Annotated in this window: 15 protein-coding genes; 3 read left to right on the plus strand and 12 right to left on the minus strand. The window is 71.8% G+C overall.

The genetic code is table 11. The features are described from left to right. Positions 1-52 precede the first annotated feature (52 nt). The 12 genes from ABZ948_RS18150 to ABZ948_RS18205 form a co-directional block, all read right to left on the minus strand. On the minus strand, positions 53-1,186 hold the full coding sequence (locus ABZ948_RS18150; RefSeq protein ID WP_359760785.1) for a polyprenyl synthetase family protein: 1,134 nt from the start codon (positions 1,184-1,186) through the stop codon (positions 53-55). Next, positions 1,186-2,598, minus strand: coding sequence for a hydroxysqualene dehydroxylase HpnE (gene hpnE, locus ABZ948_RS18155; RefSeq protein ID WP_359760658.1), 1,413 nt, complete (start codon positions 2,596-2,598; stop codon positions 1,186-1,188). Before hpnE ends, ABZ948_RS18150 begins: the two co-directional genes overlap by 1 nt. Next, a complete protein-coding gene (locus ABZ948_RS18160) occupies positions 2,598-2,729 on the minus strand; it encodes a DUF6380 family protein (RefSeq protein WP_359760660.1) in 132 nt (43 codons plus the stop codon). The genes hpnE and ABZ948_RS18160 overlap by 1 nt, the downstream gene beginning before the upstream one ends. Then, entirely contained in the window at positions 2,726-3,676 is a 951-nt protein-coding gene (gene hpnD, locus ABZ948_RS18165) for a presqualene diphosphate synthase HpnD (RefSeq protein ID WP_359760662.1), read from the minus strand. The genes ABZ948_RS18160 and hpnD overlap by 4 nt, the downstream gene beginning before the upstream one ends. Continuing rightward, on the minus strand, positions 3,673-4,575 hold the full coding sequence (gene hpnC, locus ABZ948_RS18170) for a squalene synthase HpnC (protein ID WP_359760664.1): 903 nt from the start codon (positions 4,573-4,575) through the stop codon (positions 3,673-3,675). The genes hpnD and hpnC overlap by 4 nt, the downstream gene beginning before the upstream one ends. 359 nt (positions 4,576-4,934) lie before the next feature. After that, entirely contained in the window at positions 4,935-5,726 is a 792-nt protein-coding gene (locus ABZ948_RS18175) for an ABC transporter ATP-binding protein (RefSeq protein WP_359760666.1), read from the minus strand. After that, entirely contained in the window at positions 5,719-6,648 is a 930-nt protein-coding gene (locus tag ABZ948_RS18180; RefSeq protein WP_359760667.1) for an ABC transporter permease, read from the minus strand. The genes ABZ948_RS18175 and ABZ948_RS18180 overlap by 8 nt, the downstream gene beginning before the upstream one ends. A 105-nt stretch (positions 6,649-6,753) precedes the next feature. Beyond that, positions 6,754-7,626 carry a glycosyltransferase family 2 protein gene (locus tag ABZ948_RS18185; RefSeq protein ID WP_359760787.1) on the minus strand — a complete coding sequence of 291 codons (873 nt, stop codon included), beginning with the start codon at positions 7,624-7,626 and terminating at the stop codon, positions 6,754-6,756. Positions 7,627-7,631: 5 nt separating this feature from the next. After that, a complete protein-coding gene (locus ABZ948_RS18190) occupies positions 7,632-8,411 on the minus strand; it encodes a CDP-alcohol phosphatidyltransferase family protein (protein WP_359760669.1) in 780 nt (259 codons plus the stop codon). Next, a complete protein-coding gene (locus ABZ948_RS18195; RefSeq protein ID WP_114256559.1) occupies positions 8,389-9,450 on the minus strand; it encodes an iron-containing alcohol dehydrogenase family protein in 1,062 nt (353 codons plus the stop codon). Before ABZ948_RS18195 ends, ABZ948_RS18190 begins: the two co-directional genes overlap by 23 nt. Further along, a complete protein-coding gene (locus ABZ948_RS18200; protein WP_359760670.1) occupies positions 9,438-10,190 on the minus strand; it encodes a phosphocholine cytidylyltransferase family protein in 753 nt (250 codons plus the stop codon). Before ABZ948_RS18200 ends, ABZ948_RS18195 begins: the two co-directional genes overlap by 13 nt. Continuing rightward, positions 10,187-11,983, minus strand: coding sequence for a DUF5941 domain-containing protein (locus ABZ948_RS18205; protein ID WP_359760672.1), 1,797 nt, complete (start codon positions 11,981-11,983; stop codon positions 10,187-10,189). Before ABZ948_RS18205 ends, ABZ948_RS18200 begins: the two co-directional genes overlap by 4 nt. A 278-nt stretch (positions 11,984-12,261) precedes the next feature. Between ABZ948_RS18205 and galE the strand changes: the two genes are divergently transcribed. The 3 genes from galE (at position 12,262) to idi (ending at position 15,214) form a co-directional block, all read left to right on the plus strand. Next, complete coding sequence (gene galE, locus ABZ948_RS18210) at positions 12,262-13,233, plus strand: UDP-glucose 4-epimerase GalE (RefSeq protein ID WP_359760674.1); 972 nt, start codon at positions 12,262-12,264, stop codon at positions 13,231-13,233. Positions 13,234-13,392: 159 nt separating this feature from the next. Continuing rightward, complete coding sequence (locus ABZ948_RS18215; protein WP_359760676.1) at positions 13,393-14,328, plus strand: cation diffusion facilitator family transporter; 936 nt, start codon at positions 13,393-13,395, stop codon at positions 14,326-14,328. A gap of 292 nt (positions 14,329-14,620) precedes the next feature. Continuing rightward, positions 14,621-15,214 (plus strand): isopentenyl-diphosphate Delta-isomerase, encoded by a 594-nt coding sequence (idi, locus tag ABZ948_RS18220; protein WP_359760677.1) that lies wholly within the window; start codon positions 14,621-14,623, stop codon positions 15,212-15,214. The last annotated feature ends 13 nt before the right edge of the window (positions 15,215-15,227 follow it).

Below are 15,227 nucleotides of genomic sequence, written 5' to 3' on the forward strand. Positions count from 1 at the left end.
AGACTCGCGGCACCGGCCGGCGACTACGCGAGGGCTATTCGACCGATAGTGATCATCTCTTCCGTACGACGACGAAGTCCGCGAGCGCCGTGAACTGGGCCCGCACCCGGTCGGGCATGTCGACGGCGTCGAGGGCCTCGATGGCGATGGTGTGCTGACGGCGAGCCTCGTCGGCGGTCCACTCGCGGCCGCCCGCCTCCTCGATGAGGGCGGCGCGGGCCGCGAACTCCTCCTCGGAGAAGTTCGCGAAGTCGCTGGCCTTGGCGTCGGCGGCGAGCATCTCGCCGAGCCGCTCGGAGGCGGGTCCGCCGGCCGCGAGCGCGGCCACGACCGGCAGCGACTTCTTGCGCTGGCGCAGGTCGCTCCAGGTCTGCTTGCCGGTGGAGACCGGGTCGCCCCAGATGCCGAGGAGGTCGTCGACGGCCTGGAAGGCGAGCCCCAGGTGGTAGCCGTACTTCTCCAGGGTGTCGGCGGTGCTGTCGTCGGCGCCGCCGAGGACGGCGCCGATCGAGCTGGCGCAGGCGAGCAGCGCGCCGGTCTTGTTGCCCTCCATCTCCAGGCACTCCTCGACGCTGACGCGGTCGCGGTGCTCGTAGGAGATGTCCTGCGCCTGGCCGTCGATGAGGGCGCGGGTGGCGGTGGTCAGGCGGCGGGTGGCGCGGCCGGCCTCGACAGTGCCCAGTTCCAAGAGCACCTCGCCCGCGAGGGCGAACAGGGCGTCGCCGACCAGGATGGCCTGGGCGGGCCCGTGCACCTTCCAGACCGTGTCGCGGTGGCGGCGCTGTTCGTCGCCGTCCATGAGGTCGTCGTGGAGGAGGGAGAAGTTGTGGACGAGTTCCACGGCGACGGCGCCGGGGATACCCGTTTCGGGGGCGGCGGACATGACCTCGGCGGACATGACGGCGAGGGCGGGGCGCACGGCCTTGCCGCCGTCACCCTCGGCGGGCCTGCCCTGGGCGTCGATCCATCCGAAGTGGTAGGCGGCAACAGTGTCCATGGGAGGTGCCAGGCGGTCGATGGCCGCCCGCAGTACCGGTGTGGCCAGGGTCCGGCCGCGCTCCAGCAGCGCGGTCACGTCCACCGCCTCGGCAGTCTTCGAGGCCGGGGGCACAGTGGGCACAGTCTCTCCTCTTGTTGCGGTACCGGGGGTGCGGGGGCCGCCTGCCGCGTCGTGCCGAGCGAGCATCACGCCGCCTCCTCGAACTCGAAGAGGTGCTGCGGGCGGGGCCGGCCCAGGGCGCCCAGCACGGCGTCCGCCGCGCTCACACCACTGCGGACCGCACTCTCCATGGTCGCGGGCCACCCGGTGGCGGTCCACGCTCCGGCCAGGTAGAGGCCGGATGCCTTGGTGCGGGCGCCGGGCCTGAGGCGCCCGACGCCGGGGGTGGGAGCGAACGTCGCCGTGCGCTCCCGGGTGACGAAGAAGTCCCTCACTTCGGCGCCGCGGGTCAGCGGCAGCAGCCGTTCGAGCTCGGGCAGGTACCGCTCGCGCAGCACGGCCACGGGCGCGTCGATCTCGTCCTGGGCCGCCGACTGCGACAGGGCGAGGTACTGGCCCTGGCGCAGCCCGGAGGCCTCGGTCCGGTCGAAGACCCACTGCACCGGGGTGCCGAGGGCGCTGAAGAACGGCCGGGCGAGCACCTTGCGGTCGTACACCACATGGACGTTGAGGATCGGTGCGGTGCCGATCTGCAACAGCCGTTCCGGCGCGTCGAGGGCGCCCTCGGGCAGCAGGTCGTGCGCCTCGCGCTGCGGTACGGCGAGCACCACCGCGTCCGCTTCGAGGGTCTCGCCGGGAACCTCGACGCTCCACCGTCCGTTCACCTCCGCGGAGACGGAGGTGACGCGTGTACGGACCTCGGTACGGACACCCGCCGAGTCGAGCGCCTTGCGGGCCAGGCGGTCGTGCAGTTCGCCCAGCGGGACGCGCGCCCAGCCGATGTCGGCCGCGCCCGGGTCGGACAGCAGACCGGTCTTGAACACCATCGCGGCGAGCCCCAGGGAGGCGTCGGAGGCGACCGCGTTGAGGGTGGCGACCCCGACCAGGTCCCACAGTGCCTCGACGGCGCGCGCCGACTGGCCGTGCGCGGCCAGCCAGCTGCCGAAGTCCTGAAGGTCCAGCGCCGGGTCGGCGAGGTCGAGCCCCTTGAGCGCGAGCGCCGCGCGGCCCACCTTGGCGCGGTCGGCGAGCGACAGGTGCGGATAGGTGGCGAGGCTGCGCCCCAGATGCAGGGGCACGGGCAGCGCGTCCCGCCGCAGCCTGCCGAGCCGCCGCCCCGCGGGCCGCGTCACGTCCAGCACGGGTACGTCGAGCCGGTCCTGCAGCGGGGCCAGTGCCGCGCCCTCGATGCGGTCGAGGAACCAGCGGTAGGCGGTGCAGCAACGCAGGTACACGTGCTGTCCGTTGTCGACGGTGAGGTCGCCGCGCTGGAAGGAGAAGGCCAGGCCGCCCAGTCTCGGCCTGCCCTCCAGCAGGGTGACGCGCACCCCGGCGTCGGCGAGCGCCAGCGCGGTGGTGACGCCGGCGAGCCCGCCGCCCACCACGACGGCGTGCCGTCCGTCCGCGACCGGTCCCTGGGACCGCGTGCCGTGGGTCATCACGCCCCCTCCCCTGCGCGGCGGCCGTGCTGCTCGAACGGCACACGGCCGGCCGTCTCCGTCAGGGACGCGGGCCCCTGCCGGAGGGTTGCCCGCCGCTTCGTACCGATGCCGGCGTCTGTGTGCGTCACGCACGCCTCCTGACGGTCCGTCGGGTCACATGCCGGGCGTCCAGGCCGGACAGGCCGCGTACGGCGACGTACGCCTTCTCCCGGCCGGGCAGGGAGACCCGGCCGCGCAGCACGGCCTCCGGGTCGCGCTCGATGCGGTCGAGGAGGCGGCGGTAGATGCCGGCCATGGCGGCGACACAGGCGCCGCTGCGCCGGTCGAGCATGGGCAGCAGCCGGTAGCCCTCGGCGAAAAGAGCGCGGGCCCGTCGCACTTCGAAGTGCACAAGGCCCGCGAAGTCGGAGCCCTCGGGTGGCCGGGGTCCGCTGAACCCGGCCGAGCAGCCGAATTTCGCGAGATCGTCGGCGGGCAGGTAGGTGCGTCCGCCCACGGCGTCCTCGCGGACGTCCCGGAGGATGTTGGTGAGCTGGAGCGCGAGCCCGAGCGTGTCGGCGTACTCGGGCGCGCGGTCGACGCCGCGCGCCCCCGGTTCGGTGCCGAACACGCCGAGCGAGAGACGCCCGATGGCGCCGGCCACGCAGCGGCAGTAGACCTTGAGGTCGTCCCAGGTCTCGTAGGTCTCGCCGCGGACGTCCATCAGGACGCCGTCGATGAGCTCGTCGAGGCCGCCGAGCGGGATCGGGAAGTGCCCGGCGGCGTGCGTGAGGGCGACGGCCACCGGGTCGGTGTCGTCCTCGTCGACCTCGCCGTCCCGGATCCGGGTGAGCAGCGCCCGGGTCTCCTCCAGCCGGGCGACCTTGACGTCATGGGCGAGCGCGCCGTCGCCGATGTCGTCGACCCGCCGCGAGAACGCGTACAGCGCCGACATCGCGCGGCGCTGGGCCGTCGGCAGCAGCCGGATGCCGTAGGCGAAGTTACGGGCCTGCCGCCCGGTGACGGCCTCGCAGTAGCTGTAGGCGGCGAGTACCGGTGGGGACGCGTGTGGTTCCGACTCCACGGTCCGGATCACCCCTCTCCTCGCAGAGTCACGCCCACCTCACGCAGCAACTTGACCTTGCCGGGCTTGGGCGGGCCGGGAAGTACGTCGTAGTCGGCGGCGGCGATCGCGTGCAGAGCCGCCCTTCCCCCCGCCACGAACCCTGCGAGCAGCAGCTTCAACCTGCCGTGGACGCTACCCACCAGGGGGGCGCCTTCATTCAGGAGATCCCGGGCCCTTTGCGCTTCGTACGCAATCAGCGCACGGACCGACGCTCCGGCGGTTTTCGTGGCGAGATCCGCCTCCTGGACGTGAAAACGCTTCATGTCGGCGGCGGGCAGGTACACACGGTCGCGGCCGAGGTCCTCGGCCACGTCCTGGAGGTGCTCGACGATCTGGAGGGCGGTGCAGATCATGTCGGAGCGGCGGATCCGCTCGGGCGTCGAGGTGCCGGTGACGGCGAGGACGAGACGGCCGACGGGGTTGGCGGAGAGCTCGCAGTAGGCGAGCAGGTCGTCGTAGGTCTCGTAGCGGCCGACCAGCTGGTCCTGGCGGTTGGCGGCGATCAGGCCGAGGAACGGCTCGGGGGTCAGCGAGCACCGGCGGACGGTCGGCTGGAGGCGGCGCAGCAGCGGGTGGCGGGGCGTCGCGCCGAAGACCCGGCGCAGGTCGGCCTCGAAGGCGTCCAGCAGGACCAGCCGGTCCTCGGCCGCCTGCGGGGAGACACCGAGCAGCCGGGCGTCGGCGCCGCCGGGGGCCAGGTCGCCGTCGCCGATGTCGTCGACCAGGCGGGCGAAGCCGTAGACGGCCATGAGGTCGGTGCGCCAGGCCCGGGGCAGGAAGAACGGGGCCACCGGGAAGTTCTCGCCCGCGGCCTTGTCGAGGGTGCCGCGCTCCGGGTCGAGGGGGCGCGCCGTGCCGGTGCCCGTCACCGACCGCCGCCCGGTGCGGGGACGGCACGTGCTGTGTGGAGCTGGGGAGTTTCCGTAGCCATCGCCGTCACATCTCCCGTTCTACACTGCCGACCCAATGCATACTATTTCGGACACGCCGCCCGGCCGTCCGCACGGCGGTGCGACGGGCGGTGTCGCGCATTATCGCCCTGATTGCCGTGTTTCGGGACCGGTACAGCTTACGTTGTACAACGCATCGAGGATCGTCAGGGTGTCCCGCACATCACGAGAACACACCGATTGGCCCCAAGATTCCATAAACCGGCCGGAGTTGACGCTTCCTTTGCAGACGCGGGGCCCCGACCGGACAGTTCCGGCGGGGCCCTGGCCGAGCCGGACTACTTGCCGGTGAACTTCTCGTACTCCTTGAGCACCTCGTCGGTCGGGCCGTCCATGCGCAGCTCGCCGCGCTCCAGCCACAGGACGCGGTTGCAGGTGTCGCGGATGGACTTGTTGTTGTGGCTGACCAGAAACACCGTGCCGGCTTCCTTGCGCAGCTCCCGGATGCGGTCCTCGGAGCGCTTCTGGAACTTGCGGTCGCCGGTGGCGAGGGCCTCGTCGATCATCAGGACGTCGTGGTCCTTGGCCGCGGCGATGGAGAACCGGAGCCGGGCCGCCATGCCGGAGGAGTACGTGCGCATCGGCAGCGTGATGAAGTCGCCCTTCTCGTTGATCCCCGAGAAGTCGACGATGTCCTGGTAGCGCTCCCTGATCTCCTCGCGGGACATGCCCATGGCGAGCCCGCCCAATATGACGTTGCGCTCGCCGGTGAGGTCGTTCATCAGGGCCGCGTTGACGCCGAGGAGGGAGGGCTGGCCGTCGGTATAGACCTTGCCCCGCTCGGCCGGGAGCAGGCCGGCGATGGCGCGCAGCAGGGTCGACTTGCCGGAGCCGTTGGAGCCGATGAGGCCGATGGCCTCACCGCGGTAGGCGACGAAGGAGACGCCGCGCACGGCGTGCACCTTGCGCACGCCCCGCTCCTCGCCGCGCTTGACGATGCGGCTGAGGGCGGCGGTGGCGCTGCCCTTGCCGGTCTTGGCGCCGTTGACGCGGTAGACGATGTGCAGGTCGTCCGCGATGACGGTGGGGATCCGCGCGTCGTCGTTCCGCTCGGCGTGCTGCTCAGCCACGGCCGTACCTCTCCTCCGCCTTCCAGAAGTACACGAAGCCGCCCAGGGCGAACAGCACGGCCCAGCCGCCCGCGACCGCCCAGACGTGGTCGGGCAGGTACTTCTGGTCGTACTCGTCGATGAGGGCGAAGCGCATCAGGTCCATGTAGATCGCGGCCGGGTTCCACTGCAGGACGTTCGCCATCCAGGCCGGCTTGTCCGCCAGGAAGATCGGGATGGAGAACATCACGCCGGACGCGTACATCCACGTCCGCATCACGAACGGCATCAGCTGCGCGAGGTCGGGGGTCTTGGAGCCCGCCCGGGCCATGATCAGCGCGAGGCCGGTGTTGAAGCAGAACTGCAGGACGAGCGCCGGCAGGATCAGCACCCAGGACAGGTCCGGGTAGTGGCCGAAGCCGACCGCGACGGCGAACAGCACGATCATCGAGAACAGCAGCTGCTGGAGCTGCTGCAGCGCGAAGGAGATCGGCAGCGAGGCCCGCGGGAAGTGCAGGGCGCGGACCAGGCCGAGGTTGCCGGAGATCGCGCGGACGCCCGCCATCACCGAGCTCTGCGTGAAGGTGAACACGAACACGCCCGTGACCAGGAACGGGATGTACACCTCGCGGGACATGCCCCGGTCGGCCTCCAGCAGCAGGCCGAAGATGAAGAAGTACACGGCCGCGTTCAGCAGCGGCGTCGCCACCTGCCACAGCTGGCCGAGCTTGGCCTGGCTGTACTGGGCGGTCAGCTTCGCCCGGGAGAAGGCGAGGATGAAGTGCCGCCGGTCCCAGAGCTGACGGACGTACTCGATGAGGGACGGCCGGGCGCCGCTGACGCTCAGCCCGTGCTTGGCGGCGAGTTCCGCCGCCGTGAGGCCCTCGTCGGGCGCCGCGGGCGCGCTCACCGCGACCGGGGCGTCGTGCGTTGTCTCACTCACTAGTGGAAACTTTCGTCTTCGAGATGCGCGGCCTGTGCGGGCCTGGCATGAGCCGGGGGCCAGGGTACGGCCCGGGTGCTCCCGGACACTCCGGATACGAGCTTGTCAGATCACCGGGGGCCGGCCCAGCCGGGTCAGCCGCCACACCGTACGCCACTTCATGGGCCGGCGGGGTCCGCACGGGGTGGTCCAGCCCTCGCGGAAGCCGCCGAACCAGGCACGCAGGGCGCGGCGGGAGGGGCGGCGCACGAGGGTGAGCAGCAGCCACACGCCGAGGTAGACGGGGACGAGGGCCGCGGGGAGGTTGCGGCGGGCCAGCCAGACGCGGTTGCGGGCGACCATGCGGTGGTAGACCGCGTGCCGCGAGGGAGCGGTCGTCGGGTGGTAGAGCACCATGTCGGACCGGTAGTCGATCATCCAGCCCGCGTCGAGGGCCCGCCAGGCCAGGTCGGTCTCCTCGTGGGCGTAGAAGAACGCGTCCGGGAGCCCCCCGACGTCGGCGAAGACGCGGGTGCGGACGGCGTTGGCGCCGCCCAGGAAGGTGGTGACCCGGGAGGAGCGCATCGGGTCGGCGGCGCGCAGCCGGGGGACGTGGCGGCGCTGGGTGACGCCGGTGTCCGGGTCGGCTATGCGGAAGCTGATGATGCCGAGCTTCGGGTCGGCCTCGAACGCCTTGCGGCACAGCTCGGCGGTGTCGTGACTCGCGAGGAGGCCGTCGTCGTCGAGGAAGAGCAGGACGTCGACGTCCCGGCCGGCCGGGCCGAAGGCCTCGATGCCGACGTTGCGGCCGCCGGGGATGCCGAGGTTCTCGGGCAGTTCGATGGTGCGGACGCCCTCGGGGACGTCCGGGACGGGCGAGCCGTTGCCGATGACGACCACCTCGACGGGGTCGCCGTCCTGCTTGGCGACCGAGTCCAGGAGGGCGCGCAGCTCGTCGGGGCGGTTGCCCATGGTGATGATGACGGCGCCGACCTTCATGCCGCTCACTTCAGCCTGCTCGAAGCGAGGATGGACACCAGGTGCAGCAGGGTCTGCACCAGGGCGATGCCGGCCAGCACGGCCACGCCGAGCCGGGAGAAGAACAGGTCGCCGCGGACGTGGTCGACGATCGCGAGGACCAGGATCAGCAGGGACGCCTCGATGCCGAGGATGAGGCGGTGGAACTTCAGGAAGGCGGCGGCCTTGCGGGCCAGCGCCATGCCGGAGGAGCGCATCTCGGCGGCGGCCTCCTTGACCGGCGGCTTGCCGGCCTGGTGGCGGGCGACGCCGACGAGGTCGGTCTCGGCCTTGATCAGGATGGCGCCGAGGGCGGCCAGGGTGCCGAGGAAGGCCCACAGCCAGTCGATGCGGCCCGTGCCCCACAGGTCGGCGGCGCGCAGGCCGAAGCCGGTGAGCACGGCGGCGTCGGTGAGGTAGGCGCCGACGCGGTCCAGGTAGACGCCGTTGAGGGAGTACTGCTTCTTCCAGCGCGCGATCTCGCCGTCGACGCAGTCCAGCAAGAGGTACATCTGGACGCACACCACGCCGAGGACGGCGCCCGGGATCCCCGGCACGAGCAGTGCCGGGGCCGCGAGCACACCGAAGACGGTCATCAGGTACGTGAGCTGGTTGGGCGTGACCCTGGTGTTGACCAGGTAGCGGTCGACCCGCAGGGACACCTCTCGCATGTAGAGGCGCCCCATCCAGTGCTCACCGCTGCGCCGGTCCTTCACCCCAGCGGGGTGAACGACGGGGCGTAGTTCAGCTACCGATGGCCTTGACATAGTCGGTGTAGGTGTCCTTGATCTGTTCGGTGTTCAGGTCGAGGTGTTCGAGAATGGTGTAGCGGCCGGGCCGGGTCTCGGGGGCGAACTCGACGGCCTTGACGAACTCGTCCGTCGTGAAGCCGATCTCGTCCGGCAGCACGGGCAGCCCGTGGCGGCGCAGGACCTCCGCCATGTACGCCGACTCCTCGTGCGCCCCGCGCAGCCACATCGCGAAGGCCGCGCCGAGACCGCACTGCTCGCCGTGGGCGGCGGCCCGCTTCGGGTAGAGCAGGTCGAAGGCGTGGTTGATCTCGTGGCACGCCCCGGAGGACGGCCGCGAGTCACCGGAGACCGACATCGCGATGCCGCTGAGGACCAGCGCCTCCGCCAGCACCTGGAGGAAGTCGTTGTCCCCGATGCCGCCCGGGTGCCGCAGGACGGCCTCGCCGGCCTGGCGGGCCATGGCCGCGGCGAGGCCGTCGATCCGCTCGCCCTTGACCCGGTTGGCCAGCTCCCAGTCGGCGATCGCCGAGATGTTGGAGACGGCGTCGCCGATGCCGGCGCGGACGAAGCGGACCGGGGCCTCACGGATGACGTCCAGGTCGATGACGACCGCGATCGGGTTCGGCACGCCGTAGGAGCCGCGGCCCGCGTCGTTGTCGAGGGTGGCGACCGGCGAGCACAGGCCGTCGTGCGCGAGGTTCGTGGGCACGGCGACCAGGGGGAGGCCGACGCGTGCCGCGGCGAACTTGGCGCAGTCGATGATCTTGCCGCCGCCGAGGCCGACGACCGCGTCGTAGTGGCCGGCCTTTATGTCACTGGCCAGCCGGACGGCGTCGTCGAGGGTGCCGCCGCCGACCTCGTACCAGGTGGCGCCGGGCATGCTCGGCGAGATGCGCTCGCGCAGCTTCGCGCCCGAGCCGCCGCTGACGGCGACCGCGAGGCGGCCGGAGTGCGAGATGCGCTCGTCGGCGAGGACGCACGCCAGGTCGTCGAGGGCACCCGGGCGGATGTCCACGACGAGCGGCGAGGGGATCAGCCGGGTCAGTACTGGCATGCGATCTCCCGTCCGCGGGCGAGATCGTCGTGGTTGTCGATCTCCACCCACTTGACGTCGCCGATCGGCGCCACGTCGATCCGGAAGCCGCGGTTCACCAGCTCCTGGTAGCCGTGCTCGTAGAACTGCTGCGGGTCGGTCTCCCACACGGTCTTCAGCGCGTCGGCCAGCTCGGGGGCGGCGTCGCCCTCGATGAGGGTGACGCCGATGTACTCGCCGGTGGCCTCGGCGGGGTCCATCAGCTTGGTGATCTTCGTCATGCCCTTGGCGGGGTCGACGACGACCTTCATCTCCTCGTCGGCCAGGTCCTTGACGGTGTCCAGGGCGAGGATGATGCGACGGCCCTCACCACGCGCGGCGAGCAGCGTCTTCTCGACGGAGACCGGGTGGACGGTGTCGCCGTTGGCGAGGATCACGCCGTCCTTGAGGGCGTCACGGCCGCACCACAGGGAGTAGGCGTTGTTCCACTCCTCGGCCTTGTCGTTGTCGATGAGGGTGAGCTTGAGGCCGTACTTCTTCTCCAGCGCGTCCTTGCGCGCGTAGACGGCCTCCTTGCGGTAGCCGACGATGATCGCGGCTTCCGTCAGGCCGACCTCGGCGAAGTTGGCCAGGGTCAGGTCGAGAACCGTTGGTTCGCCCTCTATGCCCGCGGGCCCCACCGGCACCAGCGCCTTGGGAAGGCTGTCGGTGTAGGGGCGCAGACGCCGTCCGGCGCCGGCCGCCAGCACGAGGCCGATCATGCGGGTTCTCCTTCATCGTGTACGGCGGGCGCCCCTGCGGACACCCAGAAGCGGATGCTCTCGACGAGCACCACCAGGGCCACGGCCACGGCGAGGGCCGTGAGCGCGACCGTGAACTGCGAGGCGGTGAGCAGCGCGGCGAGGACGGTGACGAGCAGCGTCCGTCCCTCGTGCCCCCCGATGGAACGCACCAGCCAGGCGGGGGGCGCTCCGGCGTCGCCGCGGATGCGGTACACCGTGTCGTAGTGATGGTAGGCGACCGCGGCCACCAGCCCGAAAGCCGCAGGAAGGGCTCCGTTCACGTCCGCCTTGGCCGCCAGGAGCAGGATCGTGCAGTACTCGGCGGCGCGGAAGAGCGGGGGGACGAGCCAGTCGAGGGGGCCCTTGAGGGGCTGCATGAGCGCGCAGCCCGCGAGCACTGCGTAGAACGGCGCGGTGAGGGCCGCTCCCCCGGCTCCCTGGCGGACCGTGTTCACCAGCAGGAGTGCGGCACCGAGCGCGGCGACGAGGACCGGCGTGTACGGGAGGATCTTGCCCCGGGGGTTGCGCAGCCTGGAGACCAGCTCCGCGAGCGGGCCGGAGTCGGTGAGGTCGGCCAGTGCCCGCGCCGCCCGGTCCGTCCGCTGGGCCTTGCGCGTCAGGGACCGCAGCACCCGGCCCGCGGTCGTGTACGTCGCCGCGAAGGCGCAGCCGATGAGCAGCGCGTAGAAGGTGATGCGGGGGGTGGCGAGGGCCGTGAGGACCGCGATCATCGCCCAGCGCTCGCCGATGGGCAGGACGATCATGCGCCGTACCCAGACCGTCCAGCCGACGCTGTCGAGCTTGTCGGAGAGGGCGGCGGTGGGGCTGGTGTTGGCGGTGGCGTCGTGGTTGGCCTCGTTGAAGGAGAAGTCCACGACGTGCCGGCAGGTCTGCAGGACCATGGCGCCGAGGGCGAGGGCCCAGACGTCGTCGCCGCCGCGGGCCGCGCCGAGGGCGAGTCCCGCGTAGTAGGCGTACTCCTTGGCCCGGTCGAAGGTGGCGTCCAGCCAGGCGCCGAGGGTGGAGTACTGCAGGGAGTAGCGGGCGAGCTGCCCGTCGGTGCAGTCCAGCACGAAGGAGGCGATCAGCAGGACGCCGGCCGCGACGAAGCCGCCGCGGGTGCCGGTGGCCGCGCAGGCCGCCGCTATGAGGGCGGTGAGCAGCGAGGCGGTGGTGACCTGGTTCGGGGTCAGGCCCCGCCGGGCGCACCAGCGGGCGATGTAGCGGGAGTACGGGCTGACGCAGTAGGTGGTGAAGAAGCCGTCGCGGGACTTCACGGCCGACTTCAGGCGGACGGCCTCGTCGTCGACCTCGGCCACGGCCTGCCGTGCCTCGTTGCGGGCCTGCGGGTCGGCCGGGACGGCGGCGACGAGGCTGCCCAGCTCGGGGCGGTGCACGTCGGTGCCGTCGGCGTCCAGGGCGGTGAGGATGCGGTCGGCGAGGCTGTCGACCAGGGTGGTGCCGCCGCCGGCGGAGTTCTCGCGGGCCATCGCCCTGGTCAGGGCCTGGCGGCCGGCCGGCTGGGCGGTGACGGCGCCGGGGATCGCGGCGAGCGGGAAGCGGGGGTCGGTGAGGCCGAGGCGCAGCGCGTGCACATGGCCCACGAACCGGGCGTCGACCAGGGCGACCCGCTCCTCGAACGGCACCTCGGCGAGCAGCGTCTCGGCCTCGGCGGCGTCGGTCGCGGTCCGCACGTCGAACCCGAGGGACCGCAGGTCGTCCTCGATCGACGATCCGGGGACCGGCTGACCGGTGAGGATGGCGGTCGACAACCGAATTCACTCCCTGGGTACCGACGCGTCCGCGCCAGTGAGGTGCATGGTGGGGGCGCCCGCGCCGGTGGCTCCCGGGCGGCATGTCGGCAGAGGCTATCGGATGCCGGGAAGGCCACGTTCACCGCCCGTTCGGCGGATGGATCGACGTGGTTCGCACAAGCCCCTGCCGCGATCATCATCGTGGATCCGGGGCCCGCCCCACAAACCGCGTCGCACAGACCGGACATCGGGGACATCGCGTGGGCCGCGGCCGGTGCCGCATAGGGTGGACGACCATGACTTGGCTGATCACCGGCGGGGCCGGCTACATCGGGGCCCACGTGGCCAGGGCCATGACGGAGGCCGGCGAGTCCGTCGTCGCCCTGGACGACCTCACGGCCGGGGTGCCCGCGCGGCTCCCCTCCGGCATCCCGCTGATCGAGGGCTCGTCGCTCGACGGGGACCTGCTGAAGCGGGTGTTCGCCGAGCACGGCGTGACGGGTGTGGTGCATCTCGCGGCGCGCAAGCAGGTCGCCGAGTCCGTGGCGCAGCCGACCCGGTACTACCGGGAGAACGTCGGCGGTCTGGTGACCCTGCTGGACGCGGTCGCCGGGGCGGGGATCGAGCGCTTCGTGTTCTCCTCGTCGGCGGCCGTGTACGGCGACCCGGGTGTGGACCTGATCACGGAGGAGACGCCCTGCGCGCCGGTGAACCCGTACGGCGAGACCAAGCTCGCCGGGGAGTGGCTGGTGCGGGCGGCGGGGCGGGCACACGGGATCTCCACCGTCTGTCTGCGGTATTTCAACGTGGCGGGCGCGGCGGCGCCGGAACTGGCCGACACGGGCGTCTTCAACATCGTTCCGATGGTCTTCGACCGGCTGACCCGCGACGAGGCGCCGAGGATCTTCGGCGACGACTACCCGACCCCGGACGGCACCTGCGTCCGCGACTACATCCACGTCGCGGACCTGGCCGAGGCGCACCTCGCGGCCGCCCGGCGGCTCGCCGAGGGGGATCTCGCGGGCGACCTGACGGTCAACATCGGACGCGGCGAGGGCGTCTCGGTGCGCGAGCTGATCACGGTCATCGGCGAGGTCACCGGCGACCGGCGCCCTCCGCTCGTCGAGGGGCGCCGCCCCGGGGACGCGCCCCGGGCGGTCGCGTCCGCCGCGCGGGCGGCGGAGGAACTGGGCTGGACCGCCCGGCGCGGGGTGCGTGAGATGGCCGAGTCGGCATGGCGGGGCTGGCTGCTGCATCACGGCTCCTGAGACGGCTCCCTAGGTACTGAGGGTGCCCTGACCTGCGCTTCGTTTCCGCAGGTCAGGGCACATGACAACGGTGTTCAGTGCCGCGTTGCACATACCCCCTCCCCGTAGTTCACTGGGGTCCCCGAGCACGATCAGGCGGACACCGGAGGGTGACTTTTCATGGGGGCAGGGCACGATCACGGGCACGCGCACGGCGCGGCGGCCGGTACGGCGACCACGGCGTACCGCGGCAGGCTGCGGGTGGCGCTGGCGATCACGCTCGGCATCGTGGTCGTCCAGATCGTCGGCGGCTTCCTCGCCGACTCGCTCGCGCTCGTCGCGGACTCGGCGCACATGGCGACCGACGCCCTGGGCCTGGGCATGGCGCTGCTCGCGATCCACTTCGCCAACCGCCCGCCCAGCGACCGGGCCACCTTCGGCTACGCCCGCGCCGAGATCCTCGCCGCCCTGGCCAACTGCCTGCTGCTGCTCGGGGCCGGCGGGTACGTCGTGTACGAGTCGGTCCAGCGCTTCATCACGCCGGCCCACACCGAGGGCGGGCTGACGGTGGTGTTCGGTGGGATCGGACTGGTCGCGAACCTGGTGTCGCTGTCGCTGCTGATGCGCGGTCAGAAGGAGAGCCTGAACGTGCGCGGCGCGTTCCTGGAGGTGGCGGCCGACGCCCTCGGCTCGGTCACGGTCATCGTCTCGGCCGTGGTGATCATGCTCACGGGCTGGCAGGCCGCCGACCCGATCGCCTCGCTCGTCATCGCCCTGATGATCGCGCCCCGGACGTGGAAGCTGCTGCGCGAGACCCTCGACGTGCTGCTGGAGGCGGCGCCCAAGGGCGTGGACATGGCGGAGGTGCGGGCCCACATCCTGGCGACGGAGGGCGTGGAGGACGTCCACGACCTGCACGCCTGGACGATCACCTCCGGCATGCCGGTGCTGTCGGCACACGTGGTCGTCAGCTCGGAGGCGCTGAGTGCGATAGGCCACGAGAAGATGCTCCACGAGCTGCAGGGCTGCCTCGGCGACCACTTCGACGTCGAGCACTGCACCTTCCAGCTGGAGCCCGGCGGGCACGCCGAGCACGAGGCGCACCTCTGCCACTGACGCGCCGTCCGGTGAGGCGCCTGGGACTGGTGGGGCGCGTTCGGATGTGAGTGCGCCGGGTGACGCGGGCCTCCGGCGCGCGCCCGCGCCCTGCCTCCCCCGGCACCGCCGGAAACGATTTTCGGCCCATCGCGCCGGGCACGATCACCTACTGGGTCCCTGTTCCGGCGTCCGAGCGGCGCCGTCCGCCCTCCGTGCCGCCGCGCGGGACATGCGGGCGCGTCGCGAAGTGCCGGGAGTGCCGGATTCGTACGGCAGACTTGGGGCGCGAAGACCGATGTGAAGGATGGGTATGCCGATCACACCTGCCACCGCGACGCACAGCCCGTCGAACGGCACCGCAGACGCGATTTTGCTGGAACTGGTCGACGAGGACGGCGTGACGATCGGCACCGCGGAGAAGCTCGCCGCCCACCAGCCGCCCGGACAGCTGCACCGCGCGTTCTCGGTGTTCCTCTTCGACGAGTACGGCCGGCTGCTGCTCCAGCAGCGCGCGCTGGGCAAGTACCACTCCCCCGGTGTGTGGTCCAACACCTGCTGCGGCCACCCCTACCCCGGGGAGGCGCCCTTCGCGGCGGCGGCACGGCGGACGTTCGAGGAACTCGGCGCCTCCCCGTCCCTGCTGGCGGAGGCGGGCACGGTCCGCTACAACCACCCGGACCCGGAGTCGGGCCTGGTGGAGCAGGAGTACAACCACCTCTTCGTCGGCATGGTGCAGGCCGTGGTGCGGCCGGACCCGCAGGAGGTGGCGTCGACGGCGTTCGTGACCCCGCCGGAGCTGGCGGAGCGGCACGCCAAGGACACCTTCTCGTCCTGGTTCATGACCGTCCTGGACGCGGCCCGGCCGGCGATCAGGGAGCTGACGGGCCCGTCGGCCGGCTGGTGACGAGGGTCCGGGC

The organism is Streptomyces olindensis (assembly GCF_040645895.1).
Lineage (GTDB): Bacteria > Actinomycetota > Actinomycetes > Streptomycetales > Streptomycetaceae > Streptomyces > Streptomyces olindensis.